The organism is Dietzia sp. Cai40 (assembly GCF_014145165.1).
GTDB lineage: Bacteria > Actinomycetota > Actinomycetes > Mycobacteriales > Mycobacteriaceae > Dietzia > Dietzia natronolimnaea.
Window position 1 is genome coordinate 1 of the sequence record NZ_JAALEB010000255.1, and the last position, 3,282, is coordinate 3,282.

General features: G+C 71.7%; 3 protein-coding genes. 1 reads left to right on the top strand and 2 read right to left on the bottom strand.

Annotation, left to right across the window (positions count from 1 at the left end):
• Nucleotides 1–126: 126 nt before the first annotated feature.
• Together G6022_RS10355 and G6022_RS10360 are read right to left on the bottom strand one after the other, a co-directional pair.
• Entirely contained in the window at nt 127–588 is a 462-nt protein-coding gene (locus G6022_RS10355; protein WP_182611247.1) for a hypothetical protein, read from the bottom strand.
• A gap of 281 nt (nt 589–869) precedes the next feature.
• Nucleotides 870–2,549, bottom strand: a complete 1,680-nt coding sequence (locus G6022_RS10360; RefSeq protein ID WP_182691511.1) for an alkaline phosphatase D family protein — start codon at nt 2,547–2,549, stop codon at nt 870–872.
• Between the two features lie 209 nt (nt 2,550–2,758).
• Here G6022_RS10360 and G6022_RS10365 point away from each other — a divergent pair, with 209 nt between their 5' ends.
• Nucleotides 2,759–3,175, top strand: a complete 417-nt coding sequence (locus tag G6022_RS10365; RefSeq protein WP_095717384.1) for a DUF3151 domain-containing protein — start codon at nt 2,759–2,761, stop codon at nt 3,173–3,175.
• Nucleotides 3,176–3,282: the final 107 nt, after the last annotated feature.

Below are 3,282 nucleotides of genomic sequence, written 5' to 3' on the forward strand. Positions count from 1 at the left end.
CTCACCAACCCACCAGGCGCCCACCGCACCCACCCCGCGTGACTCCTGCACGGCTCGTGTGTGCGGCGCGTGGCGTGCCGTCGTGTCTCAGGGCGATCAGACTCGGGGCGATCAGCCGGCGGGAACTCAGCCGGGCTGATCGCCCTGAGGCACCGCACCCATTCCCACGCCGGGCTCGCACACCTTCCAGGCGCCGTCCTCATTGAGCATCCGTACCTGCTCTGGCGCGGACTCGTCGGATTCCGACTCCACGGTGGCGGTGGCGACATCGCCCTCGATCTCGACCCCGGTGACCTCGAGATCCTGCGGGAACGAACCCGCGATGGACTCGCGCAGCATCGCGTCGAGGTCGGTGCCGGTCTGCTCGCCGGAGGCGGTGATGTTGTCGACCAGGTCCTGCGGCACCCGGTTCTCGGCGCAGAGATGGCTGTTGAACTCGGCGAACGAGTCCGAGGCGGTCATGTCGCGGAGAGTCTGCTCGACCGCGCGCTCCGCGCGATCCGAGGACGACATCGGCCCGGCCGCGACGAGCCACACGAGTGCGGCGGCCACCGCGGTTACGACGACGGCCGCCGCCACGAGCGCCACACGGAGTCCGCCTCGCCGGCCATCGCCGGTACGTGCGCCGCCGCGGGCAGCGTCTGCTGAACGCCCGCCCGTGTGATCCCCGGGATCGGGCCCGTCTTCGGGTGGCTGCTGGCTCGTCGTCGTCATCCATCACTCCCGGTACCGCGTCGTGCCCCCGGACGGGGCGCATCGACACGCCACCGTAGTCCACGACGTTGTGAGCCGGGTGTGAGTGCCGCCCCACGGTGACACGCGCTCATGCGCCGCCCCGGGCCGCCCCGCGCGGTTCCTGGCGAGCCGGATCAGGGCAGCAGGCCGGCCGGCTCCAGCTGATCGGTGCCGTGCCGGACCCGCCAGCTGGCGATGGGGTAGGCGCCGCTGGCGGGGTCCTCGCGCGCGACCAGCGCCCAGTAGTCGGCGTGGGCGAAGTCGGTCGTGAACTCGACCACCGTGAAGCCGTGGCGGTCCAGGTCCACCCAACGCACGTGTCGGTTGACCTGAGTGAGGGCCCCCTGCGCGGTCTGCGACAACGGGTTGCCCTCGGGGAGGTTCACCATGTCGTCGATGTTGTTGCTGGTGATCGACGGGGTGACGAACTCGATCGCGCCGACGCCCGCGCCCGGGTAGTTCGCCGGCTCGAACGGCACCTCGTTGGCCCACGAGGTGTGGATGTCGCCGGTGAGGAAGACGGTGTTGCGGGTGCCGGCGGCGCGGATCACCTCCATCAACCGGCGGCGCTCGCCCGCGTAGCCGTCCCACTGGTCGGGGTTGTAGGTGATGCCCTCGCGCGGGACGCCCAGCAGCTCGGTGAGCGCGGCCGTGGTCTGTGGCTCGAGCGGGGGCAGGAGCACGGGCGTGATCATCACCGAGTTGCCGATGACGTTCCACCGGGCGGTCGACGAACTCAGCCCGCGGGCCAGCCAGTCGAACTGGGCGGCGCCGGTCATGGTGCCGGTGACATCGATCGCGTGACCGTCGAAACGGTCCGGTCCCTCCGTGCGGTAGGAGCGCAGGTCGAGCATGCTGATCTCGGCGAGCGAACCCCAGCGCAACCGCCGGTAGAGGTGACCGCCGTCGCGGAGGGACTCGGGGCGCACGGGCATCCACTCGAAGTAGGCCTGGGAGCTGGCGGCCTTGCGGTCGGAGAACGGTCCCTGGTGCGGATGGTGGTTCTCGGCACCGTCGGACCAGTTGTCGTTCGCGAGCTCGTGGTCGTCCCAGGTGCAGATCCAGGGAACGTGCGCGTGCAGGGATTGCAGATCCGGGTCGGTGCGGTACTGGGCCAGGCGGATCCGGTAGTCGGCCAGCGTCACGATGTCGTGCGGGGGATCGTGGGGCCGGACCGCGCCGAACTTGCCGGTGTACTCACCACGGCCGTACTCGTAGATGTAGTCGCCCAGTTCGACGATCGCGTCGAGATCCCCGCGCGCCTCGAGGTGGCGGTAGCCGGAGAAGTAGCCCGCCTCCCAGTTGGAGCAGGAGACCACCCCGATGCGCCAGCGGCCGGAGGCGGGGAGCGTGCCGTGGGCGGGCGCGGTGCGGGTGCGGCCGGTGTGCGAGGTCTGACCGAGGGCACGGAAGCGGTAGTGGTACCAGCGGTCGGGGGCCAGGCCGGTGCAGTCGAACTTGACGGTGTGGTCGCGGCCGGCGTCGGTCACCACGGACCCTGATCGGACGACCTGGGAGAAACCGGGGTCGAGCGAGATCTCCCAGCTGACGGCGACCGGCGCCCCGCGGCCGGATCCCGGGACCGCGTCCGGTGCGGGGGTGACGCGGGTCCACAGGATGACGCGATCGGGCATCGGGTCGCCGGACGCGACGCCGTGCCGGAAGACGCCCACGTCGGCACCCGCGACCGCGGACCGGCCCGCCAGGGCGCTGGTACCCGCCGCGGCTCCGGCCAGGGCACCCGCCTTGAGGACGGTCCGTCGGTCGAGGCCGGTGGGGGAGGTCGAGGCACCGGGATGGGCGGCAGAATGCATGCGTCCAGTTCACCCCACCCGCGGGCGGGTGCGTAAGAAAACCCACTGATTGGTCACGGAGAGTTCACCGGGGCGGGCGATCCGGGCCGGGAGCCGCCAGCACCGGATGGCGCCGGGATCCCTCCGGGATCGCACCGTTGATCGCCCCGGGGATCGCCGCCGGGGGTCGGACCCCGGTCGGTTGTCGTAGGTTCGTGGACAATGGGGGCATGACCCAGTTCGGAGATCTCCTCGGCCCCCCGCCCACCCGTCTCACCGGCGACCCGGAGGCGGAGGACGCCATCGCCGCCGGGGAGGATCCCCGCTCGGTGGCGGCCTCACACCCCACCGCGTCGATCGCGTGGGCGGAGCTCGCCGAGCGCGCCCTCGACGGCGGCGACGTGATCAGCGCCTACGCCTTCGCCCGCACCGGCTACCACCGGGGCCTGGACCAACTGCGTCGTCACGGCTGGAAGGGCTTCGGCCCGGTGCCGTTCGACCACGAGCCCAACCGCGGCTTCCTGCGGTGTGTGGCCGCCCTGGCCCGCGCCGCGCAGTCGATCGGTGAGGAGGAGGAGTACATCCGTTGTCTGGACCTGGTCAATGAGTCGGACCCGCACGCCGCCGCACCTCTCGGCCTGGCGTGACCGACTGGACGCCCGAACGCAGGGCGTCTACGGCGCGCTCCCGGTCCCGCTGAGGACGCGGACCCGACGGCTGGCGTACGCGTTCCTCCCGATCCTGCAGTGCGGCC

What these genes read in the sequence shown, in the direction of transcription:
- G6022_RS10360 (WP_182691511.1), bottom strand. Translation starts at nt 2,549, where the DNA reads ATGCATTCTGCCGCCCATCCCGGTGCCTCGACCTCCCCCACCGGCCTC.
- G6022_RS10365 (WP_095717384.1), top strand. Translation starts at nt 2,759, where the DNA reads ATGACCCAGTTCGGAGATCTCCTCGGCCCCCCGCCCACCCGTCTCACC.